General features: G+C 59.0%; 19 protein-coding genes. 1 reads left to right on the forward strand and 18 read right to left on the reverse strand.

Annotation, left to right across the window (positions count from 1 at the left end):
- Positions 1 to 22 precede the first annotated feature (22 nt).
- From mgtE to rpsL, 16 genes are all read right to left on the reverse strand, one after another.
- A complete protein-coding gene (mgtE, locus tag CRD13_RS04715; protein ID WP_016422061.1) occupies positions 23 to 1372 on the reverse strand; it encodes a magnesium transporter in 1350 nt (449 codons plus the stop codon).
- A gap of 201 nt (positions 1373 to 1573) precedes the next feature.
- A complete protein-coding gene (gene rpsQ / locus CRD13_RS04720) occupies positions 1574 to 1852 on the reverse strand; it encodes a 30S ribosomal protein S17 (RefSeq protein ID WP_042388398.1) in 279 nt (92 codons plus the stop codon).
- Positions 1849 to 2085 (reverse strand): 50S ribosomal protein L29, encoded by a 237-nt coding sequence (gene rpmC, locus CRD13_RS04725; RefSeq protein ID WP_005509851.1) that lies wholly within the window; start codon positions 2083 to 2085, stop codon positions 1849 to 1851. Before rpmC ends, rpsQ begins: the two co-directional genes overlap by 4 nt.
- Positions 2085 to 2501, reverse strand: coding sequence for a 50S ribosomal protein L16 (rplP, locus tag CRD13_RS04730; protein WP_070438081.1), 417 nt, complete (start codon positions 2499 to 2501; stop codon positions 2085 to 2087). Before rplP ends, rpmC begins: the two co-directional genes overlap by 1 nt.
- Positions 2502 to 2504: 3 nt before the next feature.
- Complete coding sequence (gene rpsC, locus CRD13_RS04735; protein WP_016422058.1) at positions 2505 to 3245, reverse strand: 30S ribosomal protein S3; 741 nt, start codon at positions 3243 to 3245, stop codon at positions 2505 to 2507.
- Positions 3245 to 3607, reverse strand: a complete 363-nt coding sequence (rplV, locus tag CRD13_RS04740; RefSeq protein WP_005509775.1) for a 50S ribosomal protein L22 — start codon at positions 3605 to 3607, stop codon at positions 3245 to 3247. Before rplV ends, rpsC begins: the two co-directional genes overlap by 1 nt.
- Before the next feature lie 3 nt (positions 3608 to 3610).
- On the reverse strand, positions 3611 to 3889 hold the full coding sequence (rpsS, locus tag CRD13_RS04745) for a 30S ribosomal protein S19 (protein WP_005509882.1): 279 nt from the start codon (positions 3887 to 3889) through the stop codon (positions 3611 to 3613).
- Positions 3890 to 3903: 14 nt separating this feature from the next.
- Positions 3904 to 4746, reverse strand: coding sequence for a 50S ribosomal protein L2 (gene rplB, locus CRD13_RS04750; RefSeq protein ID WP_016422056.1), 843 nt, complete (start codon positions 4744 to 4746; stop codon positions 3904 to 3906).
- A gap of 37 nt (positions 4747 to 4783) precedes the next feature.
- Positions 4784 to 5089, reverse strand: coding sequence for a 50S ribosomal protein L23 (gene rplW / locus CRD13_RS04755; protein WP_005509869.1), 306 nt, complete (start codon positions 5087 to 5089; stop codon positions 4784 to 4786).
- Positions 5089 to 5736 carry a 50S ribosomal protein L4 gene (rplD, locus tag CRD13_RS04760; RefSeq protein WP_016422055.1) on the reverse strand — a complete coding sequence of 216 codons (648 nt, stop codon included), beginning with the start codon at positions 5734 to 5736 and terminating at the stop codon, positions 5089 to 5091. Before rplD ends, rplW begins: the two co-directional genes overlap by 1 nt.
- Complete coding sequence (gene rplC, locus CRD13_RS04765; RefSeq protein WP_005509762.1) at positions 5733 to 6389, reverse strand: 50S ribosomal protein L3; 657 nt, start codon at positions 6387 to 6389, stop codon at positions 5733 to 5735. Before rplC ends, rplD begins: the two co-directional genes overlap by 4 nt.
- Before the next feature lie 31 nt (positions 6390 to 6420).
- Positions 6421 to 6726 carry a 30S ribosomal protein S10 gene (gene rpsJ, locus CRD13_RS04770; protein WP_003938093.1) on the reverse strand — a complete coding sequence of 102 codons (306 nt, stop codon included), beginning with the start codon at positions 6724 to 6726 and terminating at the stop codon, positions 6421 to 6423.
- A gap of 671 nt (positions 6727 to 7397) precedes the next feature.
- Positions 7398 to 8588: an elongation factor Tu gene (gene tuf / locus CRD13_RS04775; RefSeq protein WP_016422054.1), complete on the reverse strand. Its 1191-nt coding sequence runs from the start codon at positions 8586 to 8588 to the stop codon at positions 7398 to 7400.
- Between the two features lie 502 nt (positions 8589 to 9090).
- Positions 9091 to 11223: an elongation factor G gene (fusA, locus tag CRD13_RS04780; RefSeq protein WP_076773083.1), complete on the reverse strand. Its 2133-nt coding sequence runs from the start codon at positions 11221 to 11223 to the stop codon at positions 9091 to 9093.
- 299 nt (positions 11224 to 11522) lie between these two features.
- Entirely contained in the window at positions 11523 to 11993 is a 471-nt protein-coding gene (gene rpsG / locus CRD13_RS04785) for a 30S ribosomal protein S7 (RefSeq protein WP_049193220.1), read from the reverse strand.
- A 3-nt stretch (positions 11994 to 11996) separates the two neighbouring features.
- Positions 11997 to 12368, reverse strand: coding sequence for a 30S ribosomal protein S12 (gene rpsL, locus CRD13_RS04790; RefSeq protein ID WP_038627636.1), 372 nt, complete (start codon positions 12366 to 12368; stop codon positions 11997 to 11999).
- Positions 12369 to 12910: 542 nt separating this feature from the next.
- Between rpsL and CRD13_RS04795 the strand changes: the two genes are divergently transcribed.
- Positions 12911 to 13558 carry an SDR family oxidoreductase gene (locus CRD13_RS04795; RefSeq protein WP_101687730.1) on the forward strand — a complete coding sequence of 216 codons (648 nt, stop codon included), beginning with the start codon at positions 12911 to 12913 and terminating at the stop codon, positions 13556 to 13558.
- A gap of 302 nt (positions 13559 to 13860) precedes the next feature.
- Here the strand turns inward: CRD13_RS04795 and CRD13_RS04800 are convergent, their stop codons facing one another.
- Positions 13861 to 17832, reverse strand: a complete 3972-nt coding sequence (locus CRD13_RS04800) for a DNA-directed RNA polymerase subunit beta' (protein ID WP_187401344.1) — start codon at positions 17830 to 17832, stop codon at positions 13861 to 13863.
- Between the two features lie 148 nt (positions 17833 to 17980).
- A complete protein-coding gene (locus CRD13_RS04805) occupies positions 17981 to 21469 on the reverse strand; it encodes a DNA-directed RNA polymerase subunit beta (RefSeq protein WP_070429877.1) in 3489 nt (1162 codons plus the stop codon).
- Position 21470 lies beyond the last annotated feature (1 nt).

Raw genomic sequence — 21470 nt, forward strand, 5'->3', positions numbered from 1 at the left:
CGACGTCCCCTGCGCGACGGGACTAGATTCCCAATACTGACTTAGCGATCAGGAAGTAGATGATTAGACCGGAGGCATCGACGAGAGTTGTAATGAACGGGTTAGCGAAGACGGCTGGGTCAATGCCGAACTTCTTACCAATCAGCGGCATGATGCCACCGACAGTTGCCGCGAGAGTACAAATACCCAGCAGCGTCAGGCCAATCACTAGGCCGATGTCCCAGCCGTAAACCAAGCCAGCCAATAGCAGGCCGAGAGTACCAAGCAATAGACCGAGGAAGGCACCGACTCTCACCTCGCGGAGAATGACTTTGAATATATCGCGGGGTTGGACATCCCCCAGCGCCAACGCACGCGTAATCGTGGTTGCTGCCTGGTTACCGGTATTGCCACCTGTACCGATCAGCAGCGGCACGAATACCGAGAGAACCACCATCTGAGAAAGAGTCTCTTCGAAAGTTTCCAGGACTTGCACGGTCAATGTCGCACCGATAGCAAGCACGAGCAGCCACACCACACGAGAGCGAACAATCTCGAAAATGGGCGTCGCGAGATAGGGCAAGCGCAGAGGCTCAGAACCGGAAATACGAGCTTGGTCCTCGGAGTCTGCCTCTTCCAGAATCCGGAGGGCGTCGTCCACCGTGAGCAGACCGATAACACGCCGCTCGCTGTCGACAATCGGCAGAGCTAGGCGCTTACGATCAGCGCACATGCGGGCTACCTTCTCTTCGAGTTCGGTAGCTTCTGCGTAATCAGCCTTCCGCAAGATAGCCGCAACATGGATATCACTGCTGGCGCGCATCAGTTCACGAAGGCTAACCACGCCCACCAGCCGACGGTTCCGGTTCGACACCGGCAGCGTGTAGATGGATTCGGCATCATCCAGATGCTTGTAGACGGTCTCCAGAGCCTCCCCCACCGTCATATCGTCGTGAAGCGACACCAGCTCCGGGCTCATCCGACGCCCAATGGAACCGTCGGGGTAGCCGAGGACGATGTTGGTTAGCTCTCGCTCATCATCCGGCAGATCGGCAAGCAGTTTTGCAGCGACAGACGCAGGAAGCTCGTCGAGCAGCTCTGCTCGATCGTCCGGTTCCATCTCCGCGAAAACTGCGGTGACTTCAGGATCACGGAGGCTGTCAATCAGGTGCGCCTGCAGAGCCGAGTTCAGCTCATCGAAGGTTTCAACCGCCGTGTCTTTCGGCAGTGTGCGGTAGAACAGCGCACGTTCCCCATGGCTGAGGCGGCGCATCTTTCGAGCGGCAGCCTTGGGTTCAATATCAGTTAAGAGCCGCGACAGCGTAGCCACGTCATGTGAGCGAAGCGCGGACTCAAGATCTCGATCATCAATCCTGGTCACGTCAGTAGTCACCGAACTTCTCCCCTCACAAAGCACAAATCCTGGCCAATGCTATCAGAGATAAAAACCCATCAAACCTGGACTGAGCGGACTAGAAATACAAAGGAACATGGCTTTCTAAAAAAACAAAACCCCGCCACAGAAAACACTTTCGTGTTTCCCGCGACGGGGTTCTCGTCGTAAAGCCCGAGCTGATTGCTCAGCTGACGGGTCTTACTTAGCCTTCTCGATGATCTCGATCAGGCGGTAGTGCTTGTCCTTGGAGAGCGGACGGCACTCTTCGATGCGGACGCGGTCGCCCACGCCAGCCTCTTCGTTCTCGTCGTGCGCCTTGACCTTAGAGTTCGTGCGCATGATCTTGCCGTACAGGGCGTGCTGCTTGCGGTCCTCGAGCTCGACGACGATGGTCTTCTGCATCTTGTCGGACACGACGTAACCGGTGCGCACCTTGCGTGCGCCAGCCTCGGTGGTGTTCATGTTTTCCTCACTCATGCTGCATCACCATCGGTTGGTGCAGCAGACAGGCCGAGCTCGCGCTCACGCATAACGGTGTAAATGCGAGCAATATCCTTGCGGACAGTGCGGAGACGGCGGTTGTTGGTCAGCTGACCGGTAGCGCTCTGGAAACGGAGGTTGAACAGCTCCTCCTTAGACTCCTTGAGCTTGGCAACCAGGTCATCGTTATCCAGCGAGCGAAGCTCGTGGGCGGGAATGCCGTTCGACATCAGTACTGATCCTCCTTCCGAACGATTCGGGTCTTAATCGGCAGCTTAGCGCCTGCGCGCTTCAGTGCCTCGACAGCAGTTGCCTCGTCCGGGTAGGACATCTCGAACATGATGCGACCCGGCTTGACGTTTGCAATCCACTTCTCGACCGGGCCCTTACCGGAACCCATACGAACACCCAGTGGCTTCTGGGTCAGCGGACGGTCCGGGAAAATCTGGATCCAGACCTTACCACCACGCTTGACGTGGCGGTTGATGGCAATACGCGCTGCCTCAATCTGACGGTTGGTGATGTAGGCCGGCTCGAGAGCCTGGAGACCGTAGTCACCGAAAGTCACCTTGTTGCCGCCCTTGGACATACCAGAACGGGTCGGGCGGTGCTGGCGACGGAACTTAACGCGCTTCGGGATGAGCATGAATTAGCCCTCCTTCTTCTCAGATGCACGCTGACGACGCTTGCCACCACGACGCGGACGGTCGTTGCCGCGACGCTGGCGGTCGTTGCCGGCGTTGATCTCGGACTCGCGACGGCCACCGATCACGTCACCCTTGTAGATCCACACCTTGACGCCAATGCGGCCGAAGGTGGTGTGAGCCTCGTGGGTGCCGTAGTCGATCTCCGCACGCAGGGTGTGCAGCGGAACGCGACCCTCGTGGTAGCGCTCGGTGCGGCCCATCTCGGCACCGCCGAGACGACCGGAGCAGACAACCTTGATGCCCTTGACGTGCGGCTGACGCATTGCAGACTGGATAGCCTTGCGCATTGCACGACGGAAAGCGACACGGTTGGCGAGCTGCTCAGCGATGGACTGAGCGACCAGCTTCGCATCCGCGTCAATGTTCTTGACCTCGAGGATGTTCAGCTGAACCTGCTTGCCGGTGAGCTTCTCGAGCTGGCCGCGGATGCGGTCAGCCTCGGAGCCACGACGACCGATAACAATGCCCGGGCGTGCGGTGTGGATGTCCACACGCACGCGATCACGGGTGCGCTCGATAACGACATCGGAGATGCCGGCGCGCTCAAGACCGGTGGACAGCAGATCGCGGATCTTGATGTCCTCGGCCAGGTAGTCAGCGTACTGCTTGTCGGCGTACCAGCGGGACTTCCAGTCGCTGGAAATACCGAGGCGAAGACCGTGTGGATGGATCTTCTGTCCCACTATCGGTCACCTTCCTTCTGGCTCTCGACGACCACGGTGATGTGGCTGGTGCGCTTGCGGACGTGGAAAGCACGGCCCTGCGCACGCGGGCGGAAGCGCTTCATGGTCGGTCCCTCGTTGGCGTAAGCCTCGGAGATGACCAGAGTACGACGGTCCAGGCCGAAGTTGTTCTCAGCGTTTGCAGCTGCAGACGCAACAACCTTGGCGACCGGATCAGCAGCACCCTGCGGAGCGTACTCCAGGATGTTCAGTGCCTCGTCGACGGACTTACCGCGAACGGTGTCCAGGACGCGACGTGCCTTCATCGGAGTAACGCGGACGAAGCGCGCAGTTGCGCGTGCAGAAGTAATGTCGTTGCTCATGGCTTATCGACGTCCCTTCTTGTCATCCTTGACGTGACCCTTGAAGGTCTTGGTCGGGGCGAATTCGCCCAGCTTGTGGCCGACCATAGAGTCATCCACGAACACCGGCACGTGCTTGCGACCGTCGTGAACGGCGAAGGTGTGGCCGATGAAATCGGGGAGAATCGTGGAGCGGCGAGACCAGGTCTTAATGACCTGCTTGGTGCCCTTCTCGTTCTGTGCATCGACCTTCGCGAGGAGGTGCTCATCGACGAACGGGCCCTTCTTAAGGCTGCGTGGCATTCTCAGTTCCCTCCTTAGCGCTTCTTATTCTTGTTGGTACGACGGCGACGAACGATCAGCTGGTCGCTCGGACGGTTCGGCTTACGGGTGCGGCCTTCCTTCTGGCCCCACGGGGAAACCGGGTGGCGACCACCGGAGGTCTTACCCTCACCACCACCGTGCGGGTGGTCGACCGGGTTCATGACAACACCGCGGACAGTCGGGCGCCAGCCCTTCCAGCGCATACGGCCGGCCTTGCCCCAACGGATGTTGATCTGATCCTGGTTTCCGACCTCACCGACGGTTGCACGGCAACGTGCGTCGACGCGACGGATCTCAGAGGACGGCATACGCAGAACTGCGTACTTGCCTTCCTTACCGAGAAGCTGAATAGAAGCACCAGCAGAACGTGCCAGCTGTGCACCAGCGCCTGGCTTGAGCTCCACGCAGTGAATGGTGGAACCGGTCGGGATGTTGCGCAGCGGCAGGTTGTTACCAACCTTGATGTCGGCATTAGCGCCGGACTCAACGATGGCACCCTGCTTCAGGTTCTTCGGAGCGATGATGTAGCGCTTCTCACCGTCTGCATAGTGCAGCAGTGCGATGTTGGCGGTACGGTTCGGGTCGTACTCGATGTGAGCGACCTTTGCCGGAATGCCGTCCTTGTCATTACGACGGAAGTCGATGACACGGTACTGGCGCTTGTGTCCGCCACCCTTGTGGCGAGTGGTGATGTGACCGTGAACGTTACGGCCACCAGTCTTCGACAGCGGGCGCAGCAGAGACTTCTCAGGAGTCGAGCGAGTAATCTCGCTGAACTCGGAGACGGAGCTCTGGCGGCGACCCGGCGTAGTCGGCTTGTACTTACGAATAGCCATACTTTTGCTCTTCCTTAACTTCCTCGTCGGCTAGCGGCTAGGCTGCCGAACCGCCGAAGATGTCGATGGGATCGCTGCCGGCCGCGAGAGTCACGTAGGCGCGCTTGGTGTTCTTGCGCTTGCCGTAGCCGGTGCGGGAACGCTTGCGCTTGCCCTCACGGTTGAGGGTGTTGACGGAAGCGACCTTGGCACCGAAAATCTCCTGGACCGCGATCTTGATCTGGGTCTTGTTAGCGTCGGTGTGGACCAGGAACGTGTAAACGCCCTGCTCCATGAGTCCATAGGACTTCTCAGACACTACCGGTGCAACAATGATGTCGCGGGGATCTGCGATGGTAGCCATTACTTCTCCTCCTTACCGGCGGTGCGAGTGATGAAGTCATTGAGTGCCTGAACGGCGAAGATAACGTCATCGGCCTTCAGAACATCGTAGGTGTTCAGCTGATCCTCAGACAGAATGTGGACACCTGGCAGGTTACGAACCGACTTCCACGAGTTGACGTCCTCGCGCGGCAGAACGACGAGCACGTTGCGGCGCTCAGTCAGACGCTCGACGAAAGTACGAGCTGCCTTGGTGGACGGGGTCTGGCCTGGGACCAGTTCCTCGACAACGTGGATGCGGTCGTGGCGAGCACGGTCAGAGAGTGCGCCGCGCAGAGCAGCTGCAATCATCTTCTTCGGGGTGCGCTGGCTGTAATCGCGCGGCACCGGGCCGTGGACAACGCCACCGCCGGTCCAGTGCGGAGCACGGATCGAACCCTGACGAGCGCGACCGGTACCCTTCTGGCGCCACGGCTTGCGGCCACCGCCGCGAACCTCACCGCGGGTCTTGACCTTGTGGGTGCCCTGGCGAGCTGCTGCACGCTGCGCGACAACAACCTGGTGCATCAGGGCGATGGACACCTCCGCGTCGAACACGGAAGCAGGAAGCTCAACCGAACCGTTCACGCCGCCTTCAGCGGTGTGTACGTCTAGCTTGAGGTTGGTCATGCGTGAGCACCACCCTTCGTGGCAGTCTTAACAACCAGCAGGCCGCCGCGTGCACCCGGAACTGCGCCCTTGATGAGCAGCAGGTTCGCGTCAGCGTCAACCTTCTGGATCTTCAGGTTCTGGGTCGTGACCCGGTCGTTACCCATGCGGCCTGCCATGCGCTTGCCCTTGAAGACGCGTCCTGGCGTGGCGCAAGCGCCAATGCCACCAACACGACGGTGAGCAGCCTGGTTACCGTGAGCGGCACCCTGGCCAGCAAAGCCGTGGCGCTTCATACCACCGGCGAAGCCGTGGCCCTTAGAGGTACCAGTGACGTCGACGTACTCAATTTCGCCGAAGATATCGACACCAACGGACTGGCCGACCTCGTAAGAGGAAGCGTCCGGGGTGCGAATCTCAACGCTGTGGCGACGCGGGGTCACACCGGCCTTCTTGAAGTGGCCGGCCTCCGGCTTGTTGACCTTTCGCGGGTCAATTTCGCCGTATGCAATCTGGACGGCGTCGTAGCCGTCGGTTTCCTTAGTGCGCACCTGAGTCACTACGCACGGCCCAGCCTCAACGACGGTAACCGGAACAACGCGGTTCTCCTCGTCGAAGATCTGAGTCATACCGAGCTTCGTGCCCAGGATGCCCTTGATCTCGTTTTCACTCATTTATCTTGTCTCCGCTACCAAAAGTCCAGGATCACTGAATGTTCACATCGACACTTGCCGGAAGGTCAATGCGCATAAGTGCATCGACTGTCTTCGGCGTTGGATCGAGAATGTCGATCAGACGCTTGTGAGTGCGCATCTCGAAGTGCTCGCGCGAGTCCTTGTACTTGTGCGGCGAACGGATAACGCAGTAAACGTTCTTTTCGGTTGGCAACGGCACTGGGCCAACGACGCGTGCACCCGTACGGGTAACGGTCTCCACGATCTTTCGCGCAGAAGCGTCGATAGCCTCGTGGTCGTAGGCCTTGAGCCTGATGCGGATCTTCTGTCCGGCCACGCTTGTCCTCTCCTCGGTCGGCGCGCCCCAATTAAAGGGGCGTCGACCCTGTCAATGTTTCTCGACGCCGTCAGCAACTATGGCCAGCGCCAGAAATTAAAACTGGGTTGTGCATTACTTCAAAGCGATTTCGTCTTCGATCGTCATGGCAAATTAACTTTTGGCCATGACCCGAGCGGACGAATAACGCCTTGCACTCAAATCCCAGTGGAAAACAAGTCCCCCTCGTGGGGCTCTTCATTTGCCTACTGCCGCTGTTAATTTGCCATGCCACCTCCGACCCCCGCGGTCGGGCGTGTCGCCCATTTTCTCCGTGAGGCACGATCGGGAAGAAACTTCCCTACGTGGTCATGCTCGCCTTACCATAGGCGCTATGTCCAATTTCGTACTGGTTCCCAACTGGGCCTGATACAACAATTGGCGCGAACGCCTTTGTTAAAGCAACCTCCGTATTAAAGCACGTCCGGGCTACGAATGTAAAATCACGATTCCAAAGTGCAACGTACATCACACCCACTACGGCACAGTCTGCTTGACGACGGCTATTGCGCCGCCCCCCGCCCGGTCTAGTGTCGTCTATGTACAGATACAAAAAATCCCGACTTCCGCTTACGCGGAGTCGGGATTCTTCTAAGACTTAAGTTAAAGCATTTCCCCTATGGGGAAAAGACTTACTTAACGATCTTGGTAACGCGGCCAGCGCCGACGGTGCGGCCACCCTCGCGGATAGCGAAGCGCAGGCCCTCGTCCATTGCGACCGGCTGGATCAGCTTGACAGACATGTCAACGTTGTCGCCCGGCATGACCATCTCGACACCTTCCGGCAGGGAAACGACGCCGGTGACGTCGGTGGTGCGGAAGTAGAACTGCGGACGGTAGTTGTCGAAGAACGGGGTGTGACGGCCGCCCTCATCCTTGGACAGGATGTAGACGGAACCCTCGAACTCGGTGTGCGGGGTGTAAGCGCCCGGCTTAGCAACGATCTGACCGCGCTCGATGTCCTCACGCTTGGTACCGCGGAGCAGCAGACCACAGTTGTCGCCAGCCTCAGCGGAATCCAGCAGCTTGCGGAACATCTCGATACCGGTAACGGTGGTCTTCTGGGACTTCTCCTTGATGCCCAGAATCTCGACCTCGTCGTTAACGTTCAGAACGCCGCGCTCAACACGACCGGTAGCAACGGTGCCGCGACCGGTAATGGTGAAGATGTCCTCAATCGGCATCAGGAACGGCTTGTCGGTCTCGCGAACCGGATCCGGGATGTTCTCGTCGCAAGCTTCCATCAGCTCGACGATGGAGTTGACCCACTTCTCTTCGCCCTCAAGAGCCTTCAGTGCGGAGATGTGGACGATCGGAGCTTCCTCGTCGTAGTCCTGCTCAGCCAGCAGCTCGCGGACCTCCATCTCGACGAGCTCGATGATCTCTTCGTCGTCGACCATGTCGCACTTGTTCAGCGCAACGAGGATGTACGGAACGCCAACCTGGCGAGCCAGCAGAACGTGCTCGCGAGTCTGCGGCATCGGGCCGTCAGTAGCAGCGACAACCAGGATTGCGCCGTCCATCTGAGCAGCACCGGTAATCATGTTCTTGATGTAGTCGGCGTGGCCCGGGGCATCGACGTGAGCGTAGTGGCGCTTCTCCGTCTGGTACTCAACGTGGGAAACGTTGATGGTAATGCCACGTTCCTTCTCTTCCGGTGCCTTATCGATGGCATCGTAAGCGAACGACTCGTTCAGGTCCGGGAACTTGTCAGCCAGAACCTTGGTGATAGCGGCGGTAGTGGTGGTCTTACCGTGGTCAACGTGACCAATGGTACCGATGTTGACGTGCGGCTTCGTACGCTCGAACTTCGCCTTTGCCACTTTTAGTCCTCCTGGAGGTCTAGGTGGCCACGACTCTCGCAGCCACAATTTTGTGGTCACTCAATCCGCCTTCACAACATCAGAAGCCTTCAAGCTGTTCGCTTACGACTTCGGAACGTGCGCGCGCAAAAGAGCACTATTCTTTCACTGTGCCAGTTACTCGATACTAGGGCAGGATACTGGAGTTTTCCAAACCAGACCAACCCCCTAGTTAAGGGTGGGTAACGGCCAGCAACTCATATCGTCATTTACCTGCATAAATGCTAGATATTTGAGCTGCGATTTAAAATCGCCCAACGATATGAATTGCGAGCAGCTACCCCCTAGAGCTTCCCTGTGCTAACACACGCCAACAGTCTGACGATGTCTCAGCACAGTCAAAGCTAAAGGGAATCTATTAAAGCTGCAGACCCTCGCACTGCGTCCTCTAACGAGAGTGACAGTGCAGTGCGTGCAGGGATGGGGTCAGCTCTGATTGAGTGCCCCACCCTACCGGCGTGATTTAAGCGCCGGTACGAGCTGCAATGATCTCCTCGGCCACGGAGGACGGAACCTCAGCGTAGGAGTCGAAGATCATGGTGTAGTTAGCGCGACCCTGGGTCTTGGAGCGCAGGTCACCAACGTAGCCGAACATCTCGGACAGCGGAACCAGAGCCTTGACAGCCTTGACGCCGGTGCGGTCTTCCATGGAGTTGACCTGGCCACGACGGGAGTTGATGTCACCGATAACTTCGCCCATGTACTCTTCCGGAGTAATGACCTCAACGGCCATCATCGGCTCGAGCAGGACCGGCTTAGCCTTCTGAACAGCTTCCTTCATAGCCTGCTGACCAGCGATCTTGAAGGCCATTTCAGAGGAGTCAACTTCGTGGTAAGCACCATCGAGCAGGGTTGCCTTGATGTTCACCAGCGGGTAGCCAGCGAGGGTACCGTACTGCATTGCGTCCTGAATACCAGCGTCGACAGACGGGATGTATTCCTTCGGAACACGACCACCAGTGACCTCGTTGACAAACTTGTAAGTGGTGGACTCGCCCTCTTCCACCTCGTCAGTAGCCGGAGCGTACGGCTCCAGAGCAATAATGACGCGGGCGAACTGACCCGAACCACCGGTCTGCTTCTTGTGGGTGTACTCGAACTTCTCGACCGGCTTGCGGATGGTCTCACGGTAAGCAACCTGCGGGTTACCGATGTTTGCTTCAACCTTGAACTCGCGCTTCATGCGGTCAACCAGGACGTCGAGATGGAGCTCGCCCATACCGCCGATAACGGTCTGGCCGGTTTCCTCATCCAGGTGAACAGTGAAGGTCGGATCCTCTTCAGCCAGACGCTGAATAGCGGTACTCAGCTTCTCCTGGTCGGCCTTGGACTTGGGCTCAATAGCAACGTCGATAACCGGATCCGGGAAGGACATGGACTCCAGAACAATCGGAGCATCCTGTGCACACAGGGTGTCACCGGTGGTGGTGTCCTTTAGACCGATGAAGGCGTAGATGTTACCTGCCACTGCCTCGTCAACAGGGTTCTCCTTGTTGGCGTGCATCTGGAACAGCTTACCGACGCGCTCCTTCTTGTCCTTGGTGGCGTTCAGGACCTGCTGACCAGGCTCCACGCGACCGGAATAAACGCGGACGAAGGTCAGCTTGCCGAAGAATGGGTGAGCAGCGATCTTGAATGCGAGAGCGGAGAACGGCTCATCCTTAGACGGCTTACGGACCATATCGACGTCCTCGTCGCCCATCTGGTGGCCGTGAACTTCACCGATGTCCAGCGGATTCGGCAGGAAGTCAATGACAGCGTCGAGCAGCGGCTCAACACCCTTGTTCTTGTAAGCGGTACCACAGTAGACCGGGTAGACCTCAGAGTTCAGGACCATCTTGCGGATGGCACCCTTGATCTCGTCCATGGTCAGCTCTTCGCCACCGAAGTACTTCTCCATGAGCTCCTCGTCGGACTCAGCGACGGTCTCAATGAGCTTCTCACGGTACTCGTTAGCCTTGTCGACCATGTCCGCCGGAATCTCCTCGACCTGCGCAGGAGTGCCGATCTCAACCTTGCCCGGCCACATGAGGGCCTTCATCTCCAGCAGGTCAACAACGCCGTCGAAGTCATCCTCAGCGCCAATCGGCAGCTGCATAACCAACGGCTTAGCACCGAGGCGGTCAACGATGGTGCCAACGGTGTAGTAGAAGTCAGCGCCCAGCTTGTCCATCTTGTTGACGAAGCAAATACGCGGGACATCGTACTTCTGAGCCTGGCGCCAAACCTGCTCAGACTGCGGCTCGACACCTTCCTTACCGTCGAAGACTGCGACGGCACCGTCGAGCACACGCAGGGAACGCTCAACCTCAACGGTGAAGTCGACGTGGCCCGGGGTATCGATGATGTTGATCTGGTTGTCGTTCCAGAAACAGGTCACAGCAGCGGAGGTAATGGTAATACCGCGCTCCTTCTCCTGCTCCATCCAGTCGGTTGTGGACGCACCATCGTGAGTCTCGCCGACCTTGCGGTTAATACCCGTGTAGTACAGGATGCGCTCGGTCGTAGTCGTCTTACCAGCATCGATGTGCGCCATGATGCCGATGTTGCGGACCTTGTGGAGGTCCTTCTTTACGGGAAGTGCACCTTCAGCCACTTGATTCCCCACTCGTTTCAAATCGGTTTGGCGGTGAGACTCAATCACGGGATTGCAATTGGCCGTCAAATCCGCCGTCGGTCGGGTTTGCTTTATCTATAATGCCACCGTCTTGGCGCGAAGTCGCGCCGTGACGTACACCTATTGCGTAAATTCTACGCAAGACATCGGGTGTAAGCGCCGGGCTGGCCCCTATTGAGTGACCCTTAAAGATCTGTGGACCTCGACCGACGCGCGCCGTTGACATACCGGCAGCTGCTTTACGACGGTGACCACTCGCGGCCTCCGTCGATAAGCGATTACCAGCGGTAGTGAGCGAATGCGCGGTTAGCTTCCGCCATCTTGTGAGTGTCCTCACGACGCTTGACGGATGCACCCAGGCCGTTGGATGCATCGAGGATCTCGTTAGCGAGACGCTCGGTCATGGTGTTCTCACGGCGCTGACGGGAGAACATCAGCAGCCAGCGCAGTGCCAGCGTGGTGCCGCGGCCCGGGCGAACCTCGACCGGGACCTGGTAGGTGGCGCCACCAACACGGCGGGAACGAACCTCAAGAGCCGGCTTGACGTTCTCGATTGCGCGCTTCAGAGTCAGCACCGGATCAGTACCGGTCTTCTCTTCGCACATCTCAAGTGCACCGTAGACGATGCGCTCTGCAGTCGACTTCTTACCGTCGATCAGAACCTTGTTGACCAGCTGCGACACCAGAGGGGAGCCGTAGACCGGGTCGTTGACGACAGGACGCTTCTGTACTGGGCCCTTACGTGGCATGGCTTACTTCTCCTTCTTTGCGCCGTAGCGGGAACGAGCCTGCTTGCGGTCCTTGACGCCCTGGGTGTCAAGGGAACCACGGACGATCTTGTAGCGGACACCCGGGAGGTCCTTAACACGACCACCGCGAACGAGCACCATGGAGTGCTCCTGCAGGTTGTGGCCCTCACCCGGAATGTAAGCCGAAACCTCGACACCGGAGGTCAGGCGGACACGAGCGACCTTACGAAGAGCCGAGTTCGGCTTCTTCGGGGTGGTGGTGTAAACACGGGTGCAAACGCCGCGGCGCTGAGGGGAACCCTTCAGAGCTGCGGTTGCAACCTTAGCCTTCTTGTCATGGCGGCCCTTGCGGACCAGCTGCTGAATAGTGGGCATGAAGCCTCTTTCTGTTTTCAATCCTCGCTGGACATTCTCACGACCGATGCCAACCGCAGCGGAGTAACCACCTTCCGTGTGAATGCATCACAAGAAAAGTTATTACTCATCCAGTGGTGAGCCCATCGGTTGAACGCAAGAAATGGAGGGATTTTGAACGTGCGAAACCCAGTCAGCCGCTCTCGCTGGCCTACTGGGTAATGTCTCAAGTTCCCAATTCTTTTCTGGGATCGTTGTATAACAGTACGCGAGCTGCGGGTTTAGTCCAAACAGCCTGGTAATGGCCTATAAATTTCAAGCACTTTGAGCCCTTGTGGGCTTGGTGATCAAATTTTTGGGTGTTCAGCACGGCGCGCCTCGCCCCAAAAGACGCAGACGTTACTATGCCGGTTTGAATCGATAACTCGGCCAATTCTGCCGTCCGTTCGGTTTGCCCATAGTACTGTCCTGCATCAGCGCTGGAGAAACTTAATCGCCATGTTCACCACAGGCGAATGCCTTCTTCATTGCCAGCAGTGTACTGGCAGCGTATAGGTGGGGACATGTCTAAGAAGGTTATTGTCATTGGCGGCCACGGCAAGGTGGCCCAAATCGCTACTCCCCTACTTATCGACGATGGCTACGAGGTCACGTCTGTTATTCGCAACCCCGACCAGGTTCCGGATATCGAGGCTCTCGGCGCCACACCAGCCGTTTACGACATCGCCAGTCTCTCGACCGAACAGTTTGCGGACCTTCTCAGCGGGCACGACGCTGTGATTTGGTCCGCCGGCGCTGGTGGAGGTTCACCAGAACGGACGTACGCGATCGACCGCGACGCAGCTATTACTTCGATTGCCGCAGCCGAGCAGGCTGGCGTTAAGCGCTACGTGATGGTCTCTTACTTTGGTGCGGGCCACGACCATGGCGTTCCAGAGGATCACAGCTTCTTTGCCTATGCCGAGTCCAAGGCTGCAGCCGACGAAGCGCTGCGCTCTTCAAACCTGGAATGGACCATTCTCGGCCCGAGTGCGCTCACGCTCAACGAGGGCCAGGATTCCATCGACACCACGGCGGACAAGGCAGGCGAGGTCGCTCGTGCGACCGTTGCCAATGTCATCGCGCAGACCGTGTTCAACGAGGCTACCGTTGGTCGCATGATTAACTTCAACGAGGGCAACACCCCGATTGCAGAGGCTTTCAAGATGTAGAGGAGGGAGGCCGGGACGGACCCCCTAGCCCTCCCTCCCCTGCCCCTGCCTCTGTTCCTATCGCCTTTCTTCAGTCTCCAGCCGAGTTTTCCAGTTGGGTTGCCTCGACAAAGAAAAATCCTCCGGCACGACCGTGACGAACTAGCAATCCGCTAGTAAGCCACAACTGTGCCGGAGGATTTTTCCGGTTGCCACCTAACAGTTAGCGCACGAAGCCCCAACTGTCAGGCGAGGTGCTTTGCCAGACAGTGACCGAGGGAATTCTCCCGCTCCCCCAGCCGCTGCCGCAAAGCTATTGATTTTTACTCGAAGGTTCCGATGTCATCCAGCGGAACTGCGGAACCGACCTGGTCGATGCCGTAGGTGTCCTCGGCGCCGTAGAAGCCCTCACCGAAGGAAGCGAACGGAGCGGCTGCCTGGCGGGCAGCTTCCTCAGTCGGCTCAACCGTGATGTTGCGGTAGCGCGAGATACCCGTACCAGCCGGAATCAGCTTACCGATGATCACGTTCTCCTTCAGGCCGATGAGCTTATCCGAGCGCTTGTTGATAGCGGCGTCGGTAAGCACGCGCGTCGTCTCCTGGAAGGAGGCGGCGGACAGCCAGGACTCGGTGGCCAGCGATGCCTTGGTAATACCCATCAGCACGCGGCGGCCTTCGATGACGCTGCCACCGGAGGCGACAATCTCGCGGTTCTTCGCCATGACCGTGGAGCGCTCGACCAGTGCACCTGGCAGCAGTTCGGAGTCACCTGGCTTAGACACAATCACGCGGCGCAGCATCTGGCTGACGATAACCTCGATGTGCTTGTCGTGAATGGCCACACCCTGATCACGGTAGACCGACTGGACTTCCTCGATGAGGTGGCGCTGGACGCCTCGGCGGCCCAGAACCTCGAGGACCTCGTGCGGATCGGCAGCGCCCTTGAGCAGCTGCTGACCCTTGACCACGTGGTCACCATCGCGGATGGCGCGACGACGGCCATCGACGGTGATCTCAGCCAGGCCCTGACGCTTGGACAGCTTGTCGTAAACAACCTCGTCTTCGCTGTTGGCATCCGGGATGAGGGTGAGCGTGTAGAAGTGCTCGTCCTCCTCCAGGCGCACGCGACCGTTTTCGCGGACCAGTGGAGCCTTGTTCTTCGGCACGCGGGCCTCGAACAGCTCCTGGACACGCGGCAGACCACCGGTAATGTCGCCGCCGACACCACCCTGGTGGAACGTACGCATGGTCAGCTGGGTACCCGGCTCACCAATGGACTGCGCAGCGACAATACCGACAGCCTCTCCGATGTCGACCAGCTTGCCGGTTGCCATCGAGCGACCGTAGCACTTGGCACAGACACCGGTTGCGGTGGAACAGGTCAGAACCGAGCGGACCTTGACTTCCTTGACACCGTGGCTGAGAGCCAGGGTGATGTGGTCGTCGTTCAGGTCGGTGTCAGCTGCGATAAGGACATTGCCCTCAGCGTCGGTGACATCGGCTGCCAGCACACGAGCAATCGCGGCGGTCTCGGCATACTTCGCACGACGGATCTCGCCGGTCGGGTTGCCGGCTGCGTCCAGAACATCCTCGCCAATCTCGACAATGACACCATCGTGGGTACCACAGTCCTCTTCGCGAACGATGACGTCCTGTGCAACGTCAACCAGACGACGGGTCAGGTAACCCGAGTCAGCGGTACGAAGCGCGGTATCGGCCAGACCCTTACGGGAACCGTGCGAGTTGTTGAAGTACTCGAGAACCGACAGGCCTTCGCGGAAGGAGGTCTTAATCGGACGGGTGATGTATTCACCACGAGGGTTCGTAACCATACCCTTCATGCCGGCCAGCGAGTGAATCTGGCCCATGTTACCGGCCGCACCCGACTTCACGATCATCGGAATCGGGTTGTCATCCGGGTACAGAGCCTCGACCTTTTCACCGACCTCAGCCGTCGCGGCCTTCCACAGGTTAACCAGCGACTCGTGACGCTCAGCAGCCGAGAGCTTACCGCGGCGGAACTTCTTCTCCACCGTGGCGGCCTTCTCTTCGTAGCCGTTTAGGATCTCCCGCTTGTTCGGGAGAACCAGCACGTCAGACATAGCAATGGTGACACCAGAACGGGTAGCCCAGTAGAAACCAGCATCCTTGAGCTTGTCGACGGTCTGAGCGACCGTGATCATCGGGTACTTGGCAGCCAAGTCGTTGATGATCGCAGCCTGCGGCTTCTTAGCCATAACGCCTTCGACGTATGGGTAGTTCCACGGCAGCAGGTCGTTGAACATAACGCGGCCCAGCGTGGTCGAAGCCAGCCAAGTATCGCCCTTGTTCCAACCGTCTGGGAACTGCTCGGATTCAATCTCAGCCGGCGGACGCAGGTGGCTGATGCGAACCTTAATCGGGCTCTGCAGGCCAATTGCACCGCGGTCGTAAGCCATGATGGCTTCGGCCGGGCTGGTGTAAATACCCTGCTCCGGTGCGTCCTCGGTGGCATCCTGGTGGCCACCCGGCAGCTCTGGCTTCTCCAGCGTCAGGAAGTACAGGCCAGTGACCATGTCCAGACGCGGCATAGCCAGCGGCTTACCGGAAGCCGGCGACAGAATGTTGTTCGAGGACAGCATCAGGACACGAGCCTCGGCCTGCGCTTCAGCGGACAGCGGCAGGTGGACTGCCATCTGGTCACCGTCGAAGTCGGCGTTGAAAGCCTCACAAGCCAGTGGGTGCAGCTGAATTGCCTTACCCTCAACCAGGACCGGCTCGAACGCCTGAATACCCAGGCGGTGCAGCGTAGGTGCACGGTTCAGCAGAACCGGGTGCCCGGTAATGACATCTTCGAGGACGTCCCACACCTCTGGGCGCTGACGCTCAACCATGCGCTTCGCGCTCTTGATGTTCTGCGCGTAGCTCTTGGCCACGAGCTCCTTCATCACGAACGGCTTGAACAGCTCAAGTGCCATCAGCTTCGGCAGACCACACTGGTGCAGCTTCAGCTGCGGGCCGACGATAATAACCGAACGGCCGGAGTAGTCAACACGCTTACCCAGCAGGTTCTGACGGAAACGACCCTGCTTACCCTTGAGCAGGTCGCTCAGGGACTTCAGCGGGCGGTTACCCGGACCAGTGACCGGGCGGCCGCGACGCCCGTTGTCGAACAGTGCGTCAACGGATTCCTGAAGCATGCGCTTCTCGTTGTTGACGATGATCTCCGGAGCGCCGAGGTCGATCATGCGCTTCAGGCGGTTGTTGCGGTTGATGACACGACGGTAGAGGTCGTTCAAGTCCGAGGTCGCAAAGCGGCCACCGTCGAGCTGCACCATCGGGCGCAGCTCCGGCGGAATCACCGGGATGCAGTCGAGCACCATAGCGGCCGGGTCGTTGCCGGACTGCAGGAATGCAGTGACAACCTTCAGGCGCTTGAGGGCGCGCATCTTCTTCTGCCCCTTGCCGTCGCGAATAATCTCGCGCAGCTCCTCGGCCTCCTTGGCCAGGTCGAAGTTGCGGATCAGGGTCTGAATAGCCTCAGCCCCCATACCACCGGTGAAGTAGTCCTCGTAGCGGTCGACGAGCTCGGTGTAAATACCCTCGTCGATAATCATCTGCTTCGGCTCGAGCTTGATGAAGGTGTTCCAAATCTCATCGAGACGATCCAGCTCGCGCTGGGCGCGCTCACGGATGTGGCGCATCTCGCGCTCGGCTGCAGACTGAACCTTCTTGCGGACGTCAGCCTTGGCACCGGCTGCCTCGAGCTCAGCCAGATCCTCTTCCAGGGTCTGGGCGCGCTCGGCCAGCTCCTGGTCGCGGTCGTCCTCAACCAGCTTCTTGTCCACGAGCATGTCTGCTTCGAGGGTTTCCTGGTCGTTGTGGCGAGCCTCTTCATCCACAGAAGTGATGATGTTGGCAGCGAAGTAGATGATCTTTTCCAGATCCTTCGGAGCCAAATCGAGCAGGTAGCCGAGGCGGGACGGCACACCCTTGAAGTACCAGATGTGAGTGACCGGAGCGGCCAGCTCAATGTGGCCCATGCGCTCACGGCGAACCTTCGACTTGGTCACCTCAACGCCACAGCGTTCACAGATGATGCCCTTGAAGCGAACGCGCTTGTACTTACCACAAGCACACTCCCAGTCACGGGTCGGGCCAAAGATACGCTCACAGAAAAGGCCATCCTTTTCCGGCTTCAGCGTACGGTAGTTAATCGTCTCGGGCTTCTTGACCTCACCGCGAGACCAGCGGCGGATGTCGTCGGCGGTAGCGAGCCCAATCCGGAGCTCGTCAAAGTTGTTGACGTCGAGCACCTGTTTTCCCTTTCCCTCCGCATCGAAGTAATGCGGAAACCAAATTCTCTGCGGAGGTTTTTGTACGTTGTCGTCTGTGTTGGGTTATTCGCGAGTTAGGGCTTCCCGACCCTGATACTCACGCAATGTTTCGTCGTTAAGCGAGAAACTATGCGGAGTCAGCGTCAGAACGCTCGTCGCGGGACAGGTTAATGCCGAGGGAAGCGGTCGCGTGGTCGAGTTCCTCATCGTCGGAGGAGCCCAACTCAACCGGAACGCCGTCGGCCGAAAGGACCTCAACGTTCAGGCAGAGCGACTGCAGTTCCTTCAGAAGCACCTTGAACGACTCCGGAATACCCGGATCCGGAATGTTGTCGCCCTTCACGATTGCCTCGTAGACCTTGACGCGGCCAACCACGTCATCGGACTTGATAGTGAGCAGCTCCTGCAGGGTGTAGGCAGCGCCGTATGCCTGCATTGCCCACACCTCCATCTCACCGAAGCGCTGACCACCGAACTGAGCCTTACCACCCAGCGGCTGCTGGGTAATCATGGAGTACGGACCGGTGGAACGAGCGTGAATCTTCTCGTCGACCAGGTGGTGCAGCTTCAGCATGTACATGTAGCCCACCGAAACCGGGAACGGGAACTTCTCGCCAGAGCGGCCGTCGAACAGCGTGGCCTTACCGTCAGCGTTGACCAGCACCTCGCCGTCACGGTTCGGGCGGGACGACGCGAGCAGACCAGCGAGCTCCTCGTTCTCAGCACCGTCGAACACTGGGGTTGCAACCAGGGAGTCGGACGGAACGTCGTGCAGGTCGGCCGGAAGACGCTTAGCCCAATCCGGGTCGCCCTCAATGCTCCAGCCGGCCTTCGCCAGCCAGCCGAGGTGAACCTCGAGGACCTGGCCGATGTTCATACGACGCGGAACACCGTGGGTGTTCAGAATGATGTCGACCGGGGTGCCGTCCGGCAGGAACGGCATGTCCTCCTGCGGCAGGATCTTGCCGATAACACCCTTGTTACCGTGGCGACCTGCCATCTTGTCGCCGTCCTGGATCTTGCGCTTCTGCGCAACGTAGACGCGGACCATCTCGTTGACACCCGGTGCCAGGTCGTCATCGTCTTCACGGGAGAAGACGCGGACGCCGATGACCTTGCCGGACTCACCGTGCGGGACACGCATGGAGGTGTCACGGACCTCGCGGGACTTCTCGCCGAAGATAGCGCGCAGCAGGCGCTCCTCCGGAGTCAGCTCAGTCTCACCCTTCGGGGTGGTCTTAGCGACCAGAATGTCGCCGTCGCGAACATCAGCACCGATGCGGACGATACCGCGGTCATCCAGATCCTTCAGCATCTCCTCGGATGCGTTCGGGATGTCACGGGTGATTTCCTCCGGGCCCAGCTTGGTGTCGCGGGCATCAATCTCGTGCTCCTCGATGTGAATCGAGGTCAGGATGTCCTCCTCAACCATGCGCTGGTTCAGGATGATGGCGTCCTCGTAGTTGTGACCTTCCCACGGCATGAATGCCACGAGCAGATTCTTACCAAGTGCCATCTCACCGTTGTCGGTACCCGGACCGTCAGCGATGACCTGGCCGGCCTCAACACGCTGGCCTTCGTCAACCAGTGGCTTCTGGTTGTAGCAGGTGCCCTGGTTGGTGCGTTCGAACTTGCGCAGCAGGTAGGTGTGGCGCTGGCCCTCATCATCCATGATGGTGATGAAGTCTGCCGACACGGTCTCGACCACACCGGTGGCCGAAGCGACAATGACATCGCCGGCGTCGTAAGCAGCACGCTGCTCCATACCAGTACCGACGAACGGAGCCTCCGAACGCAGCAGCGGCACAGCCTGGCGCTGCATGTTCGCACCCATCAGGGCACGGTTAGCGTCGTCGTGCTCGAGGAACGGAATCATGGCGGTAGCCACGGAGACCATCTGACGCGGGGAAACATCGAGGTAGTCGACCTCATCGGCGCGGACGGACTCGACGTCACCACCCTTCTTACGAACAGACAGAGTCTCCTGAACGAAGTGGCCGTTCTCGTCGACCGGGGTGTTGGCCTGCGCGACGACGTAGCGGTCTTCCTCATCAGCGGTGAGGTAGTCGACCTCGTCGGTGATGACACCATCGCGGACGCGACGGTACGGAGTCTCAATGAAACCGAACGGGTTCACGCGTGCGTAGCAGGACAGCGAACCAATCAGACCAATGTTCGGACCCTCTGGGGTCTCAATTGGACACATGCGACCGTAGTGGGACGGGTGAACGTCTCGAACCTCAAGGCCAGCACGGTCACGGGTCAGACCACCCGGGCCCAGTGCGGACAGACGACGCTTGTGGGTCAGACCCGACAGCGAGTTGTTCTGGTCCATGAACTGGGACAGCTGGGAAGTACCGAAGAACTCACGGATAGCCGCGGAAACCGGGCGCACGTTAATCAGGGTGGTCGGCTGGATCGACTCCACGTCCTGAGTGGTCATGCGCTCACGAACCACGCGTTCCATGCGGGACAGACCCACGCGGACCTGGTTCTGAATCAGCTCGCCTACGGTACGCAGACGACGGTTACCGAAGTGGTCGATATCGTCGGTCTCAACCGGGATTTCGACACCTTCCGGCGAGGTCATAACATTCTCGCCGTCGTGCAGGCGCACAAGGTATTCGATGGTGGTAGCAATATCCTGCTCGGTCAGAACCATCTCGCCGGAGGCATCAGCGCCCAGACCCAGCTTGCGGTTGACCTTGTAGCGACCGACCTTAGCCAGGTCGTAGCGCTTCGGCTTGAAGAAGTTGTTCTCCAGCAGAGCCAGCGCGGACTCGCGCGTCGGCGGCTCACCCGGGCGCTGCTTGCGGTAAATCTCCAGCAGAGCCTCGTCGGTGTTTGCAACACCGTCCTTCTCCAGGGTGGCCATCATGATCTCAGAGAAGCCGAAGCGCTCCTTGATCTCCTCGGTGGTCCAGCCGAAAGCCTTCAGCAGAACCGTGACCGGCTGGCGACGCTTACGGTCAATACGAACGCCGACGGTGTCCCGCTTGTCGACGTCGAACTCCAGCCACGCACCGCGCGACGGAATAATCTTCACCGAGTGCAGCGGGCGCTCGGTGGACTTGTCGATGGTCTCATCGAAGTAGACGCCCGGAGAGCGCACCAGCTGAGAAACAACGACACGCTCAGTTCCGTTGACGATGAACGTACCCTTGTCCGTCATCATCGGGAAGTCACCGATGAAGACAGTCTGGCTCTTGATCTCACCGGTCTCGCGGTTGGTGAACTCCGCGGTGACGTAGAGGGGAGCCGAGTAGTTGATGTCCTTATCCTTGGACTCATCCACGGTGTTCTTAACGGAGTCGAACCATGGGTCCGACAGCGTCAGGGACATCTTCTGGGAGTAGTCCTCGATCGGAGAGAGCTCTTCTAGAATATCTTCGAGACCGCTGGTAACCCGAGCGTCTTCTCCGAGCTCCTCCTGGCGACGAGCACGCCACTCAGGCGTGCCAATGAGCCATGCGAAAGACTCACGCTGCAGGTCGAGCAGACCAGGAACCGCAATCGGCTCCTGAATCTTTGCAAACGAGTACCTCTTCGAAGCTCCGGGAATACCGGTTACTGCCTTGGTCTGGCGGGAGACTGCCAAGATGCGTCCTTCCAGCACC

The organism is Corynebacterium sp. LK26 (assembly GCF_014335085.1).
GTDB lineage: Bacteria > Actinomycetota > Actinomycetes > Mycobacteriales > Mycobacteriaceae > Corynebacterium > Corynebacterium jeikeium_D.

Excerpts from the sequence above, each read along its gene's own strand:
- rplP (WP_070438081.1), bottom strand. The coding sequence starts at position 2,501 with ATGCTCATCCCGAAGCGCGTTAAGTTCCGTCGCCAGCACCGCCCGACC.
- rpmC (WP_005509851.1), bottom strand. The coding sequence starts at position 2,085 with ATGTCGAACGGCATTCCCGCCCACGAGCTTCGCTCGCTGGATAACGAT.
- rplD (WP_016422055.1), bottom strand. The coding sequence starts at position 5,736 with ATGACCAACCTCAAGCTAGACGTACACACCGCTGAAGGCGGCGTGAAC.
- CRD13_RS04795 (WP_101687730.1), top strand. The coding sequence starts at position 12,911 with ATGTCTAAGAAGGTTATTGTCATTGGCGGCCACGGCAAGGTGGCCCAA.
- rplV (WP_005509775.1), bottom strand. The coding sequence starts at position 3,607 with ATGAGCAACGACATTACTTCTGCACGCGCAACTGCGCGCTTCGTCCGC.
- rplW (WP_005509869.1), bottom strand. The coding sequence starts at position 5,089 with ATGGCTACCATCGCAGATCCCCGCGACATCATTGTTGCACCGGTAGTG.
- rpsQ (WP_042388398.1), bottom strand. The coding sequence starts at position 1,852 with ATGAGTGAGGAAAACATGAACACCACCGAGGCTGGCGCACGCAAGGTG.
- rplC (WP_005509762.1), bottom strand. The coding sequence starts at position 6,389 with ATGAGTGAAAACGAGATCAAGGGCATCCTGGGCACGAAGCTCGGTATG.
- rpsL (WP_038627636.1), bottom strand. The coding sequence starts at position 12,368 with ATGCCCACTATTCAGCAGCTGGTCCGCAAGGGCCGCCATGACAAGAAG.
- rplB (WP_016422056.1), bottom strand. The coding sequence starts at position 4,746 with ATGGCTATTCGTAAGTACAAGCCGACTACGCCGGGTCGCCGCCAGAGC.
- rpsG (WP_049193220.1), bottom strand. The coding sequence starts at position 11,993 with ATGCCACGTAAGGGCCCAGTACAGAAGCGTCCTGTCGTCAACGACCCG.
- rpsS (WP_005509882.1), bottom strand. The coding sequence starts at position 3,889 with ATGCCACGCAGCCTTAAGAAGGGCCCGTTCGTCGATGAGCACCTCCTC.